We start from the raw sequence: 16,749 nt of genomic DNA on the forward strand, positions 1-16,749 counted from the left end.
GATTATATAAATTTTTCTAAAATAAAGTACAAATATACGACAGGAACGCAGATTAAAAAACTATCCAGGCGATCTAAAACACCTCCGTGTCCCGGAATAATATTTCCGCTGTCCTTCACCCCGAAATTTCTTTTCAGCTGGCTTTCCACCAAATCTCCTGCAGGGGCGAATGCAGCGACTAAGAACCCTACAACCATCCAGTTATCGCGCAAACCCGGCTGATAATGTTCAATAAAGTAAGATAAAACAAGGGTCAGAATCACGCCTCCAATATAACCTTCCCATGTTTTCTTAGGGGAAATCTTCGGTGCCATTTTATGTTTTCCGAAAGATCTGCCGGTTAAATAAGCAAAGGTATCACTACTCCATATTAAAATAAACAGGAAAAGAACTTCCAGGGAAAACCGATCATCGAAACTTGAGAACTTAGGGAGACCCAAAGCGAAGCTAAAAGGCAAAGCCACATAAATAACGGTAAAAATAAGCTTACCGCTGTCATAGTAAAGTTCGTTAGGATATTTAAAAAGAGTAACTACAGCAATAATAATAAGAAGAATAGCAAGAATTTCACTGATTCTGAAATCAAAGAAAAAATCAAAATGAAAATATCTTTTGGAAAAAATATAAAAAATAAAACCGATCAGAGGCAGGACAACCCATTTTTCATAGCCATCTCCGAATTTCATTATTTTAACACATTCCCAGGAACCGACGGCCAGCAAAAGCGTGATAAGACCATAGTATAGATATTCCTGTTTCACAAGCCCCGGAGAAATACTGTTAACCAGATAAGCTCCGAGCGGAGTTGTACAAAGAATAATAACGGCAACATATACAAGCCCGGAAATGGTTCTCTGAATAAGATTTTTGTCCAAGATATTAAATTTAAAAGTTGATGCTAATCTTCAAGCAGCAATAAAAACAGTTTAGGATTGGTTGTGGAAGAGGTATCCATCTTTGATTGTCCTCCGCTGATAGAAGTAAGGTTTTTGATATTCCCGTTTCTTTTTATTTTTCCCATGGCATCGTTCAGGTTGCTGACAATCTGTGACACATTAGCCATGATGATGATTTTATTCGGCAGCCTTGAAGAATGGTAATGAAGGATATTGTTATGGGAAAGCATAATTCTTCCGTCATAGGCAATCAGATACTCACAGGTAATAAAACTGGCATCATTCGTACTATGAAGTTCTGATGAATAAGGCGTTTTTACTACATTTAAAAAATTCTGAAGATCTTTATCCCAACAGAAAAGATTAGTAATTCCTTCTATTTTGATGATCTGATGTAGAGTCTGCAGTGCTTCTGCCTCATCTGCGCAGTAATTGAAAAAGCCTCCTGAATGCGTAAATAACTGCGCAAACTTATAATCAAGATCCGCATTTTTCAGCGAGTCTCCTAATTTTTCCAGGCTTTGTTTTTCTTCCTCTTCAGACTGGCTGGTTAGTTTGCTTACAATTCTTTTGAATAAATTCAACTTTGTTTATTTTTAATCATCTCTATACAAAAATATAAAATAATAATCAAAAGGAATCTATAAACATCCCGATTAATATGAAAAAAGCCTGACAATTTAAAACTGTCAGGCTATTAATTTAAAATTTTAAAGCGTTTTAAAGCTGATTCGGACTGTCCGGAGCCTGCGTTTCGCTTTCCTCTTCTTTATCTTTGATGATAATTTCTTCCTGAGGCTCTGCAGTAAGCGGAATTGTATTCGTTACCGGTTTTTCAGTTAATTCCGGATCCCATGCTCTCTTTCCGAATACTTCTTCCAGATCTTCTCTGAAAATGACTTCCTTTTCCAGAAGTTTCGTAGCAAGAGCATCTAATTTATCTTTATTTTCTGTCAGAATCTGAACGGCTCTCTCATATTGTGCCTCAATAATTCCTTTAATCTCGATATCAATTCTTTTGGCCGTTTCTTCAGAATACGGCTTTCCGAAAGAATATTCAGACTGTCCTGAACTGTCATAATAAGAAATATTCCCAATATTCGGGCTCAAACCATAAATGGTGACCATAGCCTGAGCTCTTTTCGTTACACTCTCCAGATCGGAAAGAGCACCTGTAGAAATATTATTAAAGATCACCTGTTCTGCTGCTCTTCCTCCTAATGTTGCACACATTTCATCAAGCATCTGTTCAGTCGTTGTCAATTGCCTTTCTTCCGGAAGATACCATGCGGCTCCTAAAGAACGTCCACGCGGAACAATAGTTACTTTCAAAAGCGGCGAAGCATGTTCTACCAGCCATGAAATGGTAGCATGTCCTGCTTCATGATAGGCTACTCTTCTCTTTTCAGACGGTTTAATCGCTTTATTTTTCTTTTCAAGACCTCCGATGATACGGTCGACTGCATCAAGGAAATCCTGTTTGGTTACTGATTCATGATTGTTTCTTGCTGCGATCAATGCTGCTTCATTACAAACGTTTGCAATATCTGCCCCACTGAATCCCGGAGTCTGCTTAGCAAGGAATTCCCTATCAACATTATCATCCAGTTTGATTTTCTTTAAATGAACATCAAAAATCTGTCTTCTTTCATGCAATTCCGGCAGATCAACATAAATAGAACGGTCAAAACGCCCGGCTCTCATCAAAGCTTTATCAAGGATATCCGCTCTGTTCGTTGCTGCCATTACAATAACGTTGGTATCAGTACCAAAACCATCCATTTCCGTAAGAAGCTGGTTCAAAGTATTTTCTCTCTCGTCATTTCCACCTGAGAAATTATTTTTACCTCTTGCCCTACCAATAGCATCAATCTCATCGATAAAAATAATTGCAGGGGATTTTGCTTTAGCCTGAGCAAAAAGATCCCTTACCCTTGAAGCACCTACTCCCACAAACATTTCTACAAAATCTGAACCTGATAATGAGAAGAAAGGAACTTTCGCTTCACCTGCAACAGCCTTAGCCAATAGGGTTTTACCTGTTCCCGGAGGCCCTACCAATAGAACTCCCTTAGGAATTTTACCTCCCAGTTTCGTATATTTTTCAGAGTTTTTCAAAAAGTCTACCACTTCCTGAACTTCTTCTTTGGCACCCTCTAATCCTGCAACGTCTTTAAATGTTACCTGGATTCTTTCTTTTTCATCAAAAAGCTTGGCTTTGGATTTTCCGATAGAGAAAATCTGTCCGCCAGGGCCTCCTCCGCTCCCCATCTTCCTGAAAAGAAGAAAATAAAATAATCCCAAGATTGCAATCCATACCAATGCCTGAAGCAGGAATCCCATTAAAGGACTTTCTCCTTCTGCATAATCCTTCGCCGTTTTTATAGCAGGATTCTGTTGCTTTAATGCATCAAATTTCTCTAAAAAGAGCCTCAATTCTCCGTATTTAAGGGTATAATCCGCTTTTGGAGTCATTACAAGGCCTGAAAAAGGGTTTGTTTTATCGTCTTTTTTTACGGTAGCTGTTTTGGCTGCCTGTGTTAAAAATACATCTGCCTTCTGCGCCTGTTTATCTATCAAAACTCTCTGGACCTTCCCCGCCTGCATCTCTCTGAAGAAACTATCTTCATCTATAGATTTTGCATTGTTCTCGCCCAAGAGACTTGGAACAAAAAATAACAAAAGAGCTATGATCGCAATCGGAAAAAACCAGTTAAATCCTTTATTGTTCATTGATCGTTTTTAAATTAATATTCATTTTCAATTTTGGTAATAACGGCATCACCCCAAAGTTCCTCTATATCGTAATATTCACGGGTCTGCTTCTGGAAAATATGCACCACTACGGAAACGTAGTCTACCAAAACCCACATGGCGTTTTCAGTACCTTCTACGTGCCATGGTCTTTCCTTCAGCTCATTTCTCACTTTCTTCTCGATGCTTCCGGCTAAAGCCGCAACCTGTGTATTAGAATTTCCGCTACATATTACAAACGTCTCAGCCACAGAGTTTTCAATGTTGGAAAGATCAAATATCAAAATATCTTCACCTTTTACATCCTGAATTGCCTCAACGATTTTATCTAATAATTCTTGTTTTTCTGCTGTTTTATTCATTAAAAAATACTATAATCTGCAAATTTATTGTTTTTCTTTTACTTTAGCCTTACTTTTAACCTTTGAAAGTCTTAAAGTTTTCTTAAATGAGTCAACTATTTTATATTAAAGAGTGTTCTTCTACTAATGACGAAATTTCCAAGGTTTTACTTTATGAAAATTCAGATTTTACTGCAGTGCATACATTTAATCAAACCGGAGGCAGGGGTCAGTATGGAAATACATGGTTATCGGCCGCAGGAAAAAATTTAGCATACACTCTTGCGGTCATGATCCAGAATTTTACACTTCCGGATTTCTTGTTCAATTATTATACCGCAATCATCATCCGTGATTTTATTGCCAAACTGGCTGATACTGCCATAAGTATCAAATGGCCTAACGACATTATCATGAAAAATAAAAAGATTGCCGGGATCCTGATTGAAAAGAAAAAAATCAATCAAGCCAACTACTTCATTATCGGAGCCGGAATCAATATTCTTCAGGAAAAATTTGATGAAATTTCCAATGCAGGATCGCTATTAACACAAACCGGAACAGGTTTCAATCTTGAAAAAATGACAGCGGATCTTCACAGCTATTTGATAGAAGAGTTAAAAAATATTCCTTCAGAAAAAGAAATTATAGACCGCTTCAATGCAAATTTATTCCGTAAAAATCTGGTTTCCGTTTTTGAGCTCAATACAAAGAGACAAAATGGCATTATAAAAAATGCAGACGAAAACGGTGAAATCTGGATTGATCTTGAGAATGACGGACTCAAATCATTTTACCATAAGGAAATAAAACTGCTTTACTGATTGGCTCTTCTCAGGTATAAAAACAGAGCAAGCGGAAAAAAGATCAGATTCGGGAACCACATTGCCAAAGCCGGGGACATGCTTTTATTCTCCGAAACCACTTTTAAGGCTTCAAACGAAAATACAAAAAGAAAAGCAAGGGAAATACCAAGCGCCAGGTTAATGCCCAGTCCTCCACGCTTTTTCTGCGATGACAGGGAAAGCGCCAGAAAGGTCAGAATTACAATAGAAACAGGCATTGACGTTCTTTGATAGAGCTCATTTAAGTGGGCATTCAGATTGCTGTTTCCTTTTTCCGTTTCCCTCCTGATGAATTTTAAAAGTTCGGGGGTAGTTTTATTCTGTCCCAAAAGTTCATTAGGGAAAAGTTCTTCAGGATCATGTCCGTAATTTTTCTTCAGATCAAATCCGTTGGCCAGTTTTTCCGTATCGTTTTTATTAATTGTCTTTTCCGTATACGAATTTAAAACAAACTGTTTCTTAGCAGCGTCCCATGAGACATCGGAAGCCTTAAGTTCATACATTAGCCTCCTGTTTTTATCAAACTTCTGATACACAAATCCTGAGCCTCTCTTTTCCCTTTTATTCCAGGAATTGATAAAAATATATTCTGTTTTACTGAGTTGTGCTGAAACGGGAGCTGTTCCCAGAACTTTTTCTTTATTAGCCGCATTGTACGTATACGCTTCCAGCTGGTTTTTCTGAATATTTGCCCAGGGCAAAACAAAATGATTAATTACCAGTGACAGGGCTGCAATAAATAAAGAAGTCAGCAGATAAGGCCTTGCAAAACGGTGAAAACTGGCTCCACTGCTTATTATGGCTACAATTTCCGTATTATTGGCCATTCTTGAAGTAAAGTAAATTACTGAAATAAATACCAGGATTGAAAGGAAAGTCATGATCAGATTGATAATCCAGAACGGATAAAAATGAATCAGAAAATACGTCACATTCAACTTGGGATCGATGGCCGTTGCATTTTCAATTCTCGGGATTTTCTGCTGTACATCAATAACGAGCACCACTATAGACAGCAATATCAGCATGAAACTGAATGTTCCAAGATACTTCCTAACAATATAACGGTCTATGATCTTCAGCATTATCTTAATTTTTTAATGCATTTAATATTTTAAGTTTAAAAGGCTCTTATTCCTATTTTTATATTAAAGTCTTTGACGGAGAACCGGTACTACCGATTTTTTCCATTCATAAAAATCTCCAGCGAGAATATGCTCCCTGGCTACTTTTACCAGCTCCAGATAAAATGCTAAGTTATGAATTGAAGCGATCTGTTTTGCCAGATATTCCTTAGAAACGAATAAATGCCTTACATAAGCTTTAGAATATTCGCTGTCCACAAAGCTTGTTCCGAACTCATCCAGCGGTGAAAAGTCTTTCTTCCACTTTTCATTTTTCATATTCATAACACCTTTCCAGGTAAACAGCATCGCATTCCTTGCATTTCTTGTCGGCATTACGCAATCCATCATATCAATTCCCAGGCCGATAGATTCCAGAATATTCCACGGAGTTCCAACTCCCATCAGATACCTTGGCTTCTCTTTTGGCAGAATATCTGTCACCTCATCTGTGATTCTGTACATTTCTTCCTCAGGTTCTCCTACTGAAAGCCCTCCGATGGCATTTCCTTCTGCACCGGATTCCGCTATGACTTCAGCAGAAATTTTTCTTAAATCCGAATAGGTTGAACCCTGAACAATTGGGAAAAGCCGTTGCTTATAATCGTATAGTTCGGGATTTTTTTCGTTCCATTCAATACATCTTTTCAGCCAGCGGTGGGTAAGTTCCATAGAAGCTTTTGCCTGGTTGTATTCGCATGGATAGGCTACGCATTCATCAAAAGCCATAAAAATATCTGCCCCAATCTGCCTTTGGATTTCCATAGATTTTTCCGGAGAAAACATATGATAACTTCCGTCAATATGGGATTTGAACCGGGCACCTTCTTCAGACATTTTTCTGCTGCTTGCTAACGAAAACACCTGGAAGCCACCTGAATCGGTTAAAATCGGGAGATCCCAATTCATAAATTTATGTAAGCCACCTGCTTCCTGCATGACATCCATTCCCGGACGTAGATACAAATGATAGGTATTGCCTAAAATAATCTGGGCTTTTATATCATCTTTCAATTCTCTCTGATGAACGGTTTTCACACTGGCGACCGTTCCTACAGGCATGAAAATCGGAGTCTGGATCTTACCGTGGTCTGTGGTAATCTCTCCGGCCCTTGCCTTTCCTTCAGAAGTTTTTTCTATATTAAAAAATTTCATTCGTCTATGTTTTTATTCACCATCATTGACACGTTATGCTTGTGTAGGATGGAACACATTCTGCATCTGCATTATCTCGTTATATTCGGGATATTCCCATTTTTCTTTAATTCATCTTTTACATACTGATCAGCCTTGGGATCCTTTTCCAATACTATTCTCTGGGCTTCCTCAGCAATTCCGTTCATCTTTTCCTTGATGACATAATATTTGAAACTATCAATAAAATCCTGAGGCTTTACGTTATGGGATTTGAGGACATACCTTGTCCCCGCTTCCAGGTTAGCATTCGGATACATGAAAGTTGCCTGATCATTGATGGTAAGGTCGGCTAAAATTTGTGCCATCTGATCTTTCGATACAAGATTTTTAGGCTTGTCGATATAGCTTCCTCCGCAGGAAACCATAAAAATCAGCATACAAATAAAGATTATTTTTTTCATAGCCTGTTGATTATCGATTTCCATTTTAAATTTAGTACCCCGAAAACAGCTTCATGAATAATTCCTCCGTTCATTTTACTTTCCCCTAAGATCCTGTTGGTAAAAATAATAGGCACCTCAACAATCTTAAACCCTTTTTTAAAAGCCCGGAATTTCATTTCGATCTGAAACCCGTATCCTTTCAGTTTAACATTATCAAGCCCTATTTCTTCCAGCACTCTTCTTGAAAAGCAGACAAATCCTGCTGTTGTATCATGCGCCGGAAGTCCTAAAACAAATCTCACATATTTTGAAGCGAAATAAGAAAGCAATACTCGTCCCATAGGCCAGTTTACCACATTCACTCCTTTTGAGTATCTTGAACCTACAGCCATATCCGACTGCAGACAGGCTTCATAAAGTTTCGGAAGGTCCTTAGGATTATGGGAAAAATCGGCATCCATTTCAAAAATATAATCATACTGGTTTTCAATAGCCCATCTGAATCCGTGAATGTAGGCTTTTCCAAGACCATCTTTGATTTTCCTGACTGACAGGTGCAGATGGTGTGGAAATTTTTTCTGCAGATCCTTTACCAATTCTGCTGTTCCGTCAGGAGAAGAATCATCCACCACCAAAATATGAAAGTCATCTTCCAACGCAAAAACCGCGGAAATAATATTTTCAATATTTTCCTTTTCGTTGTAAGTAGGAATAATGACCAGTTTTTTCATTTCAGTGTGCAAAGATAGTTTATTTAACCTTTTTATTTTATACAAAATAATCTATAATTTTGCAAAAAATTTCCGTTGCCACGATCACAACATTTTATCAATCAAATAAGAATCCCTGAAAATAACGACTGGGTTATCTTTATATTGCTGGGCTGTATCTTTTTGTATCTTTTTATGATGAATATCGTAGAAAGAGAAGCGAACCTTAAAGACTTCCTTCTCCAAAAATATTTTGATGCCAGCAACAACCTGCCGAGCTGGGTGATTACATCATGCGTTATTGTCCTGACGCTGTCTGTTCTTATTTCACAATACCTGCCAATCGTTCCAAAATACGCGGCAGATCTGCAGATTTTTGGTTATCAAATGAATAAATTCGGATTTTGTCTGCTTGCGATCATCTTCTTTTATATCACAAAATCAGGTCTTGGATTTTTATTTTATCAAAGTATCGGTGACGGAAAAAAATGGAGCATTTTTTATTTTACATCTACAAAATTTTACTTTGTCCTATCCTTTTTGCTGTTTATTTTATGTGTGACCCATTATTATTTCCCAATCGACAGAAATAAAATGTTTTTATATTATTTGTTGTTCTTTTCTTTCGTGTTCATTTTCAAGGTTTTTTTCTATTTATTTCACAAAAACAACATCTTACCTGAAAAATGGTATTATAAATTTTTGTATATTTGCACCCTCCAAATAGCACCCCTTTTACTGCTTTGGAAATTATTATTTTTTTAATAAAGTTAATGATGAGAATAAAGTCTATTTTGGTATCTCAACCAGCCCCTAGTGAGTCATCTCCCTATCTGGATATTGCAAAGAAGGAGAAAATAAAGATTGATTTCCGTCCATTCATTCATGTGGAAGGAGCCGATAATAAAGAACTAAGAACACAGAAGATCGATCTTACGCAATATACCGGAATTATTTTCACAAGTAAGAATGCGATAGACCATTATTTCAGATTAGCTGAAGAACTGCGTTTTGCAGTACCTGATACGATGCGTTATATCTGCCAGTCTGAGGCTATTGCGAACTATCTTCAGAAACACATTGTATACAGAAAAAGAAAGATCAGCTTTGGGGAAAAAAATTTTTCAGATCTGCTGCCTCTTTTTAAGAAATTTCCAGGGGAAAAATATTTATTACCGTCTTCGGATGTGTTAAGCCCTGATATTGTAAAAACAATGGAAGCTTCTAATGTAGACTGGAAAAGAGCCATCATGTACAGAACGGTTTGCAGTGATTTAACAGACATCAACATCAAAGATTATGACATGTTAATTTTCTTCAGCCCACAGGGAATCAAATCATTACATCAGAATTTCCCGGAATTCAAGCAGGAAGATACTAAAATAGGAGTCTTCGGAACCACGACTTTGGCTGCCGCGGAGGAATCTGGATTAACCGTAAATTTAATGGCTCCAACCAAAGAAACTCCATCCATGACCATGGCACTGGAAAAATATATTAAAGCGCTTCATAAGTAGGTTTACTATAAAAATATACCTAACCGTCTTTTCATACAGGAAAGATGGTTTTTTTTTAATTACATTTGAACAAGAATTAATATTGAATGGAAGCTCCACAGGCAAAAAAAATAGAAAAAATACTCGAAATACACGGTGACAAAAGGATTGACAATTATTTCTGGCTCAATGAAAGAGAAAATCCTGAAGTGATTAAATACCTTGAAGAAGAAAATGCGTACGCCGATGCCGTAATGAAAGATACCGAATCCTTTCAGGAGGAACTCTTCGAAGAAATGAAAGCCCGTTACAAAAAAGATGACGAATCCCTGCCTTATTTTTTTAACGAATACTGGTATATCGTACGTTATGAAGAAGGAAAAGAATATCCGATATTCTGCAGAAAATACAAAAGCTTAGAGAGTGAAGAAGAAATTATTCTGGATGTTAATGTACTGGCAGAAAACGAAAGCTATTTTGAAGTAGGAAGTGTGGCAGTTGCCCCCAATAACGAACTGGCTTCTTTCTCATCCGATAATGTGAGCCGAAGAATCTACAGCATCAATTTCAAGAATTTAAAAACAGGAGAAATCCTTCCTGATAAAATTGAAAACACGACCGGAAAAGCTGTATGGGCGAATGATAATGAATATGTCTTCTATATCAGGAAAGATGAAAGCCTGCGTGCATTTAAGGTGTACAGGCATAAAATCGGTACTGACACCTCTGAAGATGTCCTGATCTTTCATGAAGAGGATGATACTTTTGACGTGAATGTTTTCAAGACAAAATCAATGGAATACATTTTCATTGCAAGCTCAAGTACGATTTCAGACGAGCACAGGTTTATTCCTTCATACAATGTTTTTACAGACTGGACAATCATTCAGCCGCGTATTGACGATCTGGAATATTCAGTGGAACATTATGAAGATGAATTTTATATCATCACCAATGCAGATGATGCTTTTAATTTTAAGCTGGTAAAAACTAAGATCAGCAATTGCGGAATGGAAAACTGGGTCGATGTTATCCCTCACCGCCCCGAAGTTTTGCTCGAAGGTTTTGAAATTTTTAAAAACTATCTGGTTCTTGAAGAGCGGGAAGAAGGTCTGTTACAGATAAAAATTATTGACGAGAAAATTCAGGAATCGTATTACCTGCCTTTCTCAGATCCCACGTATACCGCTTACATCGGTGTTAACCTGGAGTTTGATACAGAGATATTGCGCTACGGATATACATCTTTAACACAGCCAAGCTCTACATACGAATACAATATGAAGGAAAAAACTACCCAGCTCCTGAAACAGCAGGAAGTTCTCGGCGGAAAATTCATGGCGGAGAATTATATTTCCGAAAGGATATGGGCAGATTCAAGAGATGGAAAGGTTAAGATTCCGATCTCATTGGTCTATCATAAGGACACCAAAAAAACGGCAGACACTCCCATTCTGTTATACGGTTATGGAAGTTACGGACACACGGTGGATGCAAGCTTTTCCAATGTAAGGCTGTCGATTTTAGACAGAGGATTTATTTATGCCATTGCCCATATCAGAGGAGGAGAATATTTGGGAAGAGAATGGTATGAAGACGGAAAAATGCTGTTTAAGAAAAATACGTTCTTTGATTTTATTGATGCCGGAAAGTTTTTGGTTAAGGAAAATTACACGTCTTCAAAACACCTTTACGCAATGGGAGGAAGCGCAGGAGGATTATTGGTTGGAGCGGTCATGAATTATGAACCGGCTTTATTCAACGGAATTGTAGCACAGGTTCCTTTTGTGGATGTTGTTACCACAATGCTGGATGAAACCATTCCTTTGACTACCGGAGAATATGACGAATGGGGAAATCCGAACGAAGAGGAATATTACCATTACATGAAATCTTATTCACCCTATGATAATATAGAGACTAAAAGATATCCTAATATTCTGATCACAACCGGGCTTCATGATTCTCAGGTACAATATTGGGAACCGGCCAAATGGACCGCCAAATTAAGAGAAATGAAAACGGATGATAATATCCTGATATTCAAAACCGACATGAGCGCAGGCCACGGCGGGGCGAGCGGAAGGTTTGAATCATTGAAAGAAGACGCTTTGGAATATGCGTTTTTATTAAAGTTAGAAAAATTATTAAAATAATTTTATGGTTCTTCTTGTTATTTTTTAGGCGTTGCCATTGTTTATTATCTTTTTCAAAAAAATAAGATTAGCAGAATGGAAAAGCAAGAATATTTGCAGAACAAAAAGCACGAAAAGTTTGAGCAACATCCTAGATCTTGCCAGAAAACAAGACGCTGCAAAATGAGAATAGGAAAAAGTAAATAAAAATAACAATTTGGAAAATTGAGATATACATTATGACTAACGAATCAGAATACTGGCAAAAGATACAACAGTTTTTCATTGAAAATTTTGAGACTGAAAAAGATGCTCCGATTGAAACCTATTTATTCCTGATCGGGCTGCAGGAATTGGGGAGCGGACAGCAGAAATACACAAAAGACGACAAAGTGAACCTCCTGCATATTGCAGTCTGCAGATTGCTGGAACCTTTTGGATATTATAAATTTTCGCATTATGATGATGACGGATATCCTCATTTTGAAGAGAAGGAAAAGCTTCCGGAACTGAAGCCCAATGAACAGCAGATCCTGATGAAAAAAGCGATTATCCAATATTTTCAGGATGAAGAATTGATTTAATAAAAACGGAAAGTAAAATTACTTTCCGTTTTTATTACTTATCAGCTATTATTTCTTCCAGCTGTTTCAGGCCTGTGGTAAAGCCTTGTTCAAATCCCATTTCAAGAATCTTATTCATTTCCTCCTCAGAACGGAAATGAATATTAATTGTTACCTTAGTCCCTTCTTCCACTCCTGTAAAACCGAACAGCCATTTTGCCTTCAAATCTTCGTCAGGTTTTCCGGTTTCATCACATAAAGCAGTAGTAACGTCAAAGCTTCGGTGTTCAGTAATTTCCCCGTATTTCATCTGTGCAACTTGTTTTTCCCCGGCCGGACCAATCATTGAATACAGCCACATCCCGCCTTCTTTAAAATCCTGACTTACTGTCCGGCATTCCCATGGCTCCGGAGCCCACCATTGATCCAGCAATGTTGCCTGGGTAAAACAGTTCCATACTTTAACAGCATCAGCAGCAAATAGGGTCATTACATAAATACTGTTTGCCTTAAAATCTTTGTTAAATATAATATCAGATCTCATATTAACGGTTTGTTTAATGACTAATTTTTAAATATTCTGAAAATTCTTCTATTAAAGATAACCAAAAGTTTAATAAATAAATGTTAAAAAACATTCTTTTAAGAACAATTACACAATTTTATAGCTTATTTCTTGTTTAGCAAATCATAAAATGATTAATTTTAACAGTATATTTCTTTAAAAATTATAAATAAAAACACATGAATAATAAATTCATCCCGATAATATCTGTGTTCATGACAATCTCACTGATTGTATTCGTAACGCTGCAGTTTTATTGGCTGAAAAGGTATTACGGCGCATTGGATCAGGACTTTTCCTCCAAAGTATATTCTGCGCTGGAAAATACTTCAAAAATCATGGGTGAGGTAGAAGTAGATAAATACCTCAATATCGATAATAAAAATTTCAGGAATAACATTCTTGCCAACAGTAGCCAGCCTTCATTAACCGCCGTTCAGCAGGTTGAAGATTCCGGTACTCAGAGGCAGATCGTCTATTCAAAAAACATTATTGAGAAAAATCAGCTACCACTCTCTCAAAAAGGGGATTCTTTAAAGCTAACGACCTTATATTCAGACGAAGCTTCCTATAAGATCAAAAGGGACACGACAAGACGTGAGCTTCTCACTGCCGATCTTAACAGGGACATTGAAAACGGTGATTATGCCATGAAAGAATTTGTAAAAGTCAACGGCAATAATTTGCCCATCACAAAAAGAGTAGACAAAAAGATCCTTGATTCCGTCATCACGAAAGAACTGAGAATAAGAGGAATTTCAGCAACCTTCGGATATGGGATTACGGATAAAGGCAACAAGCTGACCAGCATTGTCAATAAGCTGTATACCGAGAAAAAAGATAACAATACCTACAGCTATCCTTTGTTCACCGATTCCAAGGAAAGAACTTTATATACATTGGCGCTGGTATTCCCAAAAAAGGAGTATTCCCTGGCGATGAACAACTGGCCTATGCTTCTGGGAACTTTTCTTTCATTGCTGACAATCCTGGGTATCTACATCATTTCAATCAATTATATGATGAGGCAGAAAAAGCTGGCAGAAGTAAAAACGGATTTCATCAACAATATGTCTCATGAATTCAAGACGCCTTTGGCCACAATTTCTGTAGCCACTGATTCTTTGGCCAATGATAAGATTGCGACCAACCCTGATAAAGTTAAATATTATTCCGAACTGATTAAGCAGGAAAATTTACGGATGAAAAAACAGGTGGAAAACGTTCTGAATATGTCTAAGCTTGAGAGGAATGAGGTCAACTTATTTTTAAAAGAAGCCAATGTAAGAGAGCTGATCAGAAAGACTACGGAATCTTTCAACCTGATTATCCAGCAACGAAACGGCACATTGAAACAGGAATTCAATGCCACGAAGTATATCTTTAAAATTGATGAATTCCACATTTCCAATATGCTGGTAAACCTGCTTGACAATGCCAATAAATATTCACCGGAGACTCCTGAAATTTCAATAAAAACCAGCAACGAAGGGAATTGGTACGTCATTGAGATTTCAGATAAAGGAATGGGAATGGAAACGCAGAACAAAACTAAAATATTTGAGAAGTTCTTCAGGGAAGAAACCGGAAATATCCATAATGTAAAAGGGCAGGGTCTGGGTCTTTCCTATGTTAAAAAGATTGTAGAACTTCATAAAGGACAGATCATTGTGGATTCCCAAAAAGATAAAGGAAGTACATTTACTATAAAACTGCCAATGGGCTAGAATAGGTACAATTATTAATTAATAAATATCAGCAACCAAACAATAAATATAGGAGAAGAGCATGGCCAGTCCATTCTTATTATTAATCTTTAAAAGAATAAATTATGAGCAACAGAATATTATTAGTAGAAGACGATCAGAGTTTCGGAGCAGTACTGAAAGATTATTTAACCATCAATAATTTTGAAGTTACACTCGCTACAGATGGAGAGCAGGGACTAAAAGAATTTACGGAAAACGAATTTGACATCTGTATTTTCGATGTCATGATGCCTAAAAAAGACGGATTCTCATTAGCTGAAGATGTTAAAAAAATCGATAAAAATACCCCTATTATTTTCCTTACGGCAAGAAATATGCGGGAAGATATCTTAAAAGGATATCAGCTGGGAGCAGATGACTATATTACCAAACCTTTTGATACTGAGTTGCTTTTATATAAAATCAAGGCAATTCTTCAAAGAAGCTCCACTTTGGAAAACGAAGAGCAGGAACAGTTCAAAATCAGTAATATCTTCTTCGATTCGATGTTGAGGCAACTGCGGGTGGGAGACAATGAATATAAACTTTCTCCTAAAGAAAATGAGCTGTTGAAGCTTCTTTGCATTCACAGAAATGACTTTATGCCGAGAGATCTGGCTTTAAGAAAAATATGGAAGAAAGAAAATTACTTTACCGCAAGAAGTATGGACGTATATATTGCCAAACTCCGTAAGCTGCTTAAAGATGATGAAGGGCTTGAAATCATCAATGTCCATGGAGAAGGATTCAGACTTCTCGTTAAGAATTAATGTTTAGGCGTTAAACATATTATATCTAATGTAAAAAAGCAAAATATACAGCATTTTTACGTTTAAAGATAAATATGTGACCATTATAAATATAAAATTAGCAAAGCAATTCAAAATGTTTTGCTAATTTTGTTTTATATGAAGAATACAATCTTAGGTTTATTTGCGATATCAACAGTAATAATTTCGTGTAAAAAAGACGAAAAAGCAACCTATTTAAAGGAAGAAGCAGGCGTTCAGCAGCCTGCCCTAGCCGTGAACAACACGCCTAAGGCTTCTCTTTTAGATCAGGCGGGCATTCAAACTATACCAAATTCAGCAACTGCTACAGTAACTGCACCGGGAATGAACCCTCCACATGGACAACCGGGCCACAGGTGTGATATTCCCGTAGGTCAGCCTTTAAATTCTGCTCCCGCACAAAACCAGCAGGGACCTCAGAATGCAGCTGTTAATGTTAATCAAGGACAAACCATCCAGATTGATCCTAATTCTTTACAGCCAGGAAAGTTCACGGTCGACAACAATGGCCAGGCAAAAACCTTGAAAACAGCAAAAGGAATGAATCCTCCTCATGGAGAACCGGGACACAGATGCGACATTCCCGTTGGACAGCCATTGAACAGCAAACCAGCTCCGGCAGTTGCGCAGCAGACTCAGGCGATTGCACAAAATACACTTCCGGCGCCAACTCCTGCTCCTACAGGTGAAAAGCCTTCACTAAATCCACCTCACGGAGAACCCTGGCATAATTGTTCCGTAAAAGTTGGAGAAGCTTTGCCATAATTTTTGTATTTTTGCAGAAGTGAAATTATTTCAGATCATAGCCATTATTTTCTGCTTAGGGATTTTTTTAATTCCTAAAGATAATTTCTATGCCCAGCACCTTCAGGAAAAATGCTGCACCGACTCAGGGACAGATTGCTGCAAAAGTAGACATAGCGAACATTCTAAAGACAAACAGAAAAAAGAGCAGAAATCTTCTTCGTGTAATGATACCAACTGCTGCTCTACCTGCGTATTATGCTATAGCTTCATAGAAACTCCGTTCTCCAGAAGCCTGCAGTTGGAAATATCCTACTACAAAGCCCGTAAAAACTTACATGATCAGTATACTGATCCTCATCTTTCAGACCGTTTAAAAGAAATCTGGCAACCGCCGAAATTAGGTTAATACAACAAATTCACTTCATTATAAATATAATGAACCGTTTTTTATTAA

At 37.3% G+C, this 16,749-nt stretch carries 18 protein-coding genes; 9 read left to right on the forward strand and 9 right to left on the reverse strand.

What is annotated here, in order from left to right; all coding sequences use genetic code 11:
* Nucleotides 1-2: 2 nt before the first annotated feature.
* The 4 genes from MKJ01_RS02245 to rsfS form a co-directional block, all read right to left on the reverse strand.
* Nucleotides 3-875, reverse strand: coding sequence for a phosphatidate cytidylyltransferase (locus MKJ01_RS02245; RefSeq protein ID WP_241611265.1), 873 nt, complete (start codon nt 873-875; stop codon nt 3-5).
* Nucleotides 876-898: 23 nt separating this feature from the next.
* Nucleotides 899-1,480, reverse strand: coding sequence for an LUD domain-containing protein (locus tag MKJ01_RS02250; protein WP_241611264.1), 582 nt, complete (start codon nt 1,478-1,480; stop codon nt 899-901).
* A gap of 136 nt (nt 1,481-1,616) precedes the next feature.
* A complete protein-coding gene (ftsH, locus tag MKJ01_RS02255; RefSeq protein WP_241611263.1) occupies nt 1,617-3,629 on the reverse strand; it encodes an ATP-dependent zinc metalloprotease FtsH in 2,013 nt (670 codons plus the stop codon).
* 14 nt (nt 3,630-3,643) lie between these two features.
* Nucleotides 3,644-4,012 carry a ribosome silencing factor gene (gene rsfS, locus MKJ01_RS02260; protein ID WP_241611262.1) on the reverse strand — a complete coding sequence of 123 codons (369 nt, stop codon included), beginning with the start codon at nt 4,010-4,012 and terminating at the stop codon, nt 3,644-3,646.
* An 86-nt stretch (nt 4,013-4,098) separates the two neighbouring features.
* Between rsfS and MKJ01_RS02265 the strand changes: the two genes are divergently transcribed.
* Nucleotides 4,099-4,815, forward strand: a complete 717-nt coding sequence (locus MKJ01_RS02265) for a biotin--[acetyl-CoA-carboxylase] ligase (RefSeq protein WP_241611261.1) — start codon at nt 4,099-4,101, stop codon at nt 4,813-4,815.
* Here the strand turns inward: MKJ01_RS02265 and MKJ01_RS02270 are convergent.
* The 4 genes from MKJ01_RS02270 to MKJ01_RS02285 all read right to left on the reverse strand — a co-directional run bounded on the left by MKJ01_RS02270 (nt 4,809) and on the right by MKJ01_RS02285 (nt 8,271).
* Complete coding sequence (locus MKJ01_RS02270) at nt 4,809-5,918, reverse strand: LptF/LptG family permease (protein WP_241632454.1); 1,110 nt, start codon at nt 5,916-5,918, stop codon at nt 4,809-4,811. The two genes, MKJ01_RS02265 and MKJ01_RS02270, sit on opposite strands and share 7 nt — an antisense overlap.
* Nucleotides 5,919-5,984: 66 nt before the next feature.
* Entirely contained in the window at nt 5,985-7,115 is a 1,131-nt protein-coding gene (gene tgt, locus MKJ01_RS02275; protein WP_241611259.1) for a tRNA guanosine(34) transglycosylase Tgt, read from the reverse strand.
* A gap of 71 nt (nt 7,116-7,186) precedes the next feature.
* Nucleotides 7,187-7,558, reverse strand: coding sequence for a DUF4296 domain-containing protein (locus tag MKJ01_RS02280; protein WP_241611257.1), 372 nt, complete (start codon nt 7,556-7,558; stop codon nt 7,187-7,189).
* The gene (locus tag MKJ01_RS02285) at nt 7,555-8,271 is read right to left on the reverse strand and encodes a polyprenol monophosphomannose synthase (RefSeq protein WP_241611254.1); all 717 of its coding nucleotides are present in this window, start codon (nt 8,269-8,271) and stop codon (nt 7,555-7,557) included. Before MKJ01_RS02285 ends, MKJ01_RS02280 begins: the two co-directional genes overlap by 4 nt.
* A gap of 177 nt (nt 8,272-8,448) precedes the next feature.
* Here MKJ01_RS02285 and MKJ01_RS02290 point away from each other — a divergent pair, with 177 nt between their 5' ends.
* The 4 genes from MKJ01_RS02290 to MKJ01_RS02305 all read left to right on the forward strand — a co-directional run bounded on the left by MKJ01_RS02290 (nt 8,449) and on the right by MKJ01_RS02305 (nt 12,465).
* Complete coding sequence (locus MKJ01_RS02290; RefSeq protein WP_241632456.1) at nt 8,449-9,015, forward strand: DUF4271 domain-containing protein; 567 nt, start codon at nt 8,449-8,451, stop codon at nt 9,013-9,015.
* Between the two features lie 11 nt (nt 9,016-9,026).
* Nucleotides 9,027-9,767 (forward strand): uroporphyrinogen-III synthase, encoded by a 741-nt coding sequence (locus MKJ01_RS02295; protein ID WP_241632458.1) that lies wholly within the window; start codon nt 9,027-9,029, stop codon nt 9,765-9,767.
* Between the two features lie 86 nt (nt 9,768-9,853).
* Entirely contained in the window at nt 9,854-11,902 is a 2,049-nt protein-coding gene (locus tag MKJ01_RS02300) for a S9 family peptidase (RefSeq protein WP_241611250.1), read from the forward strand.
* Nucleotides 11,903-12,120: 218 nt separating this feature from the next.
* Entirely contained in the window at nt 12,121-12,465 is a 345-nt protein-coding gene (locus MKJ01_RS02305) for a hypothetical protein (RefSeq protein ID WP_241611248.1), read from the forward strand.
* Between the two features lie 34 nt (nt 12,466-12,499).
* Here the strand turns inward: MKJ01_RS02305 and MKJ01_RS02310 are convergent, their stop codons facing one another.
* The gene (locus MKJ01_RS02310; protein ID WP_241611247.1) at nt 12,500-12,988 is read right to left on the reverse strand and encodes an SRPBCC domain-containing protein; all 489 of its coding nucleotides are present in this window, start codon (nt 12,986-12,988) and stop codon (nt 12,500-12,502) included.
* Between the two features lie 200 nt (nt 12,989-13,188).
* On the opposite strand from MKJ01_RS02310, the gene MKJ01_RS02315 reads away from it, so the two are divergent.
* The 4 genes from MKJ01_RS02315 (at nt 13,189) to MKJ01_RS02330 (ending at nt 16,701) form a co-directional block, all read left to right on the forward strand.
* Entirely contained in the window at nt 13,189-14,736 is a 1,548-nt protein-coding gene (locus tag MKJ01_RS02315; RefSeq protein ID WP_241611246.1) for a sensor histidine kinase KdpD, read from the forward strand.
* 104 nt (nt 14,737-14,840) lie between these two features.
* A complete protein-coding gene (locus tag MKJ01_RS02320; protein ID WP_027380477.1) occupies nt 14,841-15,527 on the forward strand; it encodes a response regulator transcription factor in 687 nt (228 codons plus the stop codon).
* Nucleotides 15,528-15,665: 138 nt separating this feature from the next.
* A complete protein-coding gene (locus MKJ01_RS02325; RefSeq protein WP_241611245.1) occupies nt 15,666-16,313 on the forward strand; it encodes a hypothetical protein in 648 nt (215 codons plus the stop codon).
* Nucleotides 16,294-16,701 (forward strand): hypothetical protein, encoded by a 408-nt coding sequence (locus MKJ01_RS02330; RefSeq protein WP_241632449.1) that lies wholly within the window; start codon nt 16,294-16,296, stop codon nt 16,699-16,701. The genes MKJ01_RS02325 and MKJ01_RS02330 overlap by 20 nt, the downstream gene beginning before the upstream one ends.
* Nucleotides 16,702-16,749 lie beyond the last annotated feature (48 nt).

The sequence above is a fragment of the Chryseobacterium sp. SSA4.19 genome (genome assembly GCF_022601875.1).
Taxonomy (GTDB): domain Bacteria; phylum Bacteroidota; class Bacteroidia; order Flavobacteriales; family Weeksellaceae; genus Chryseobacterium.

Coding starts and splice junctions, on each gene's coding strand:
- ftsH (WP_241611263.1), bottom strand. CDS start 3,629: ATGAACAATAAAGGATTTAACTGGTTTTTTCCGATTGCGATCATAGCT.
- rsfS (WP_241611262.1), bottom strand. CDS start 4,012: ATGAATAAAACAGCAGAAAAACAAGAATTATTAGATAAAATCGTTGAG.
- MKJ01_RS02265 (WP_241611261.1), top strand. CDS start 4,099: ATGAGTCAACTATTTTATATTAAAGAGTGTTCTTCTACTAATGACGAA.
- tgt (WP_241611259.1), bottom strand. CDS start 7,115: ATGAAATTTTTTAATATAGAAAAAACTTCTGAAGGAAAGGCAAGGGCC.
- MKJ01_RS02280 (WP_241611257.1), bottom strand. CDS start 7,558: ATGAAAAAAATAATCTTTATTTGTATGCTGATTTTTATGGTTTCCTGC.
- MKJ01_RS02285 (WP_241611254.1), bottom strand. CDS start 8,271: ATGAAAAAACTGGTCATTATTCCTACTTACAACGAAAAGGAAAATATT.
- MKJ01_RS02290 (WP_241632456.1), top strand. CDS start 8,449: ATGAATATCGTAGAAAGAGAAGCGAACCTTAAAGACTTCCTTCTCCAA.
- MKJ01_RS02295 (WP_241632458.1), top strand. CDS start 9,027: ATGAGAATAAAGTCTATTTTGGTATCTCAACCAGCCCCTAGTGAGTCA.
- MKJ01_RS02300 (WP_241611250.1), top strand. CDS start 9,854: ATGGAAGCTCCACAGGCAAAAAAAATAGAAAAAATACTCGAAATACAC.
- MKJ01_RS02305 (WP_241611248.1), top strand. CDS start 12,121: ATGACTAACGAATCAGAATACTGGCAAAAGATACAACAGTTTTTCATT.
- MKJ01_RS02310 (WP_241611247.1), bottom strand. CDS start 12,988: ATGAGATCTGATATTATATTTAACAAAGATTTTAAGGCAAACAGTATT.
- MKJ01_RS02315 (WP_241611246.1), top strand. CDS start 13,189: ATGAATAATAAATTCATCCCGATAATATCTGTGTTCATGACAATCTCA.
- MKJ01_RS02320 (WP_027380477.1), top strand. CDS start 14,841: ATGAGCAACAGAATATTATTAGTAGAAGACGATCAGAGTTTCGGAGCA.
- MKJ01_RS02325 (WP_241611245.1), top strand. CDS start 15,666: ATGAAGAATACAATCTTAGGTTTATTTGCGATATCAACAGTAATAATT.